The organism is Rhizobium sp. UBA1881, from assembly GCF_002338015.1.
In the GTDB taxonomy this organism is placed as follows: Bacteria; Pseudomonadota; Alphaproteobacteria; order Rhizobiales; family Rhizobiaceae; genus Rhizobium.
This window is the reverse complement of sequence record NZ_DDHH01000013.1, coordinates 1-472: the sequence shown is the minus strand read 5'-3', so window position 1 is coordinate 472 and position 472 is coordinate 1. Positions and strand designations below refer to the sequence as shown.

At 56.4% G+C, this 472-nt stretch carries 1 protein-coding gene; it reads left to right on the top strand.

All coding sequences use genetic code 11. From position 1 onward, the window contains the following. On the top strand, positions 1-410 hold a 410-nt coding region (locus B3605_RS01315), incomplete at its 5' end, for a 50S ribosomal protein L25/general stress protein Ctc (RefSeq protein ID WP_296431775.1). Positions 411-472: the final 62 nt, after the last annotated feature.

Below are 472 nucleotides of genomic sequence, written 5' to 3'. Positions count from 1 at the left end.
ACGTCGACGGCAAGAAGTACAAGGTTCTGCCGAAGGACTACCAGCTCGATCCGGTCCGCGACTTCACCATGCACGTGGACTTCCTGCGCGTATCCGGCAACACCGCCGTTACCGTTGCGATCCCGGTTCACTTCATCAACGAAGAAAAGTCCCAGGGCCTCAAGGTCGGCGGCGTCCTGAACATCGTTCGTCACGACGTCGAAGTTCATTGCCCGGCTGACGCGATCCCGGAATTCTTCAACGTTGACCTCAGCGGCAAGAAGATCGGCGACAGCATCCACATCTCCGAAGTCACTCTGCCGAAGGGCGTGACCACGGTTATCGACCGCGACTTCACCATCGCTACGATCGTTGCTCCGGCAGCTGGCGTATCGGAAGAAGAAGAAGAAGCTGGCGAAGCTGAAGCTTGATCCTTTGATCGCTTGAACGCTTTGTAAAGTATAAGACCCGCTTTCTCCGGAAAGCGGGTCTT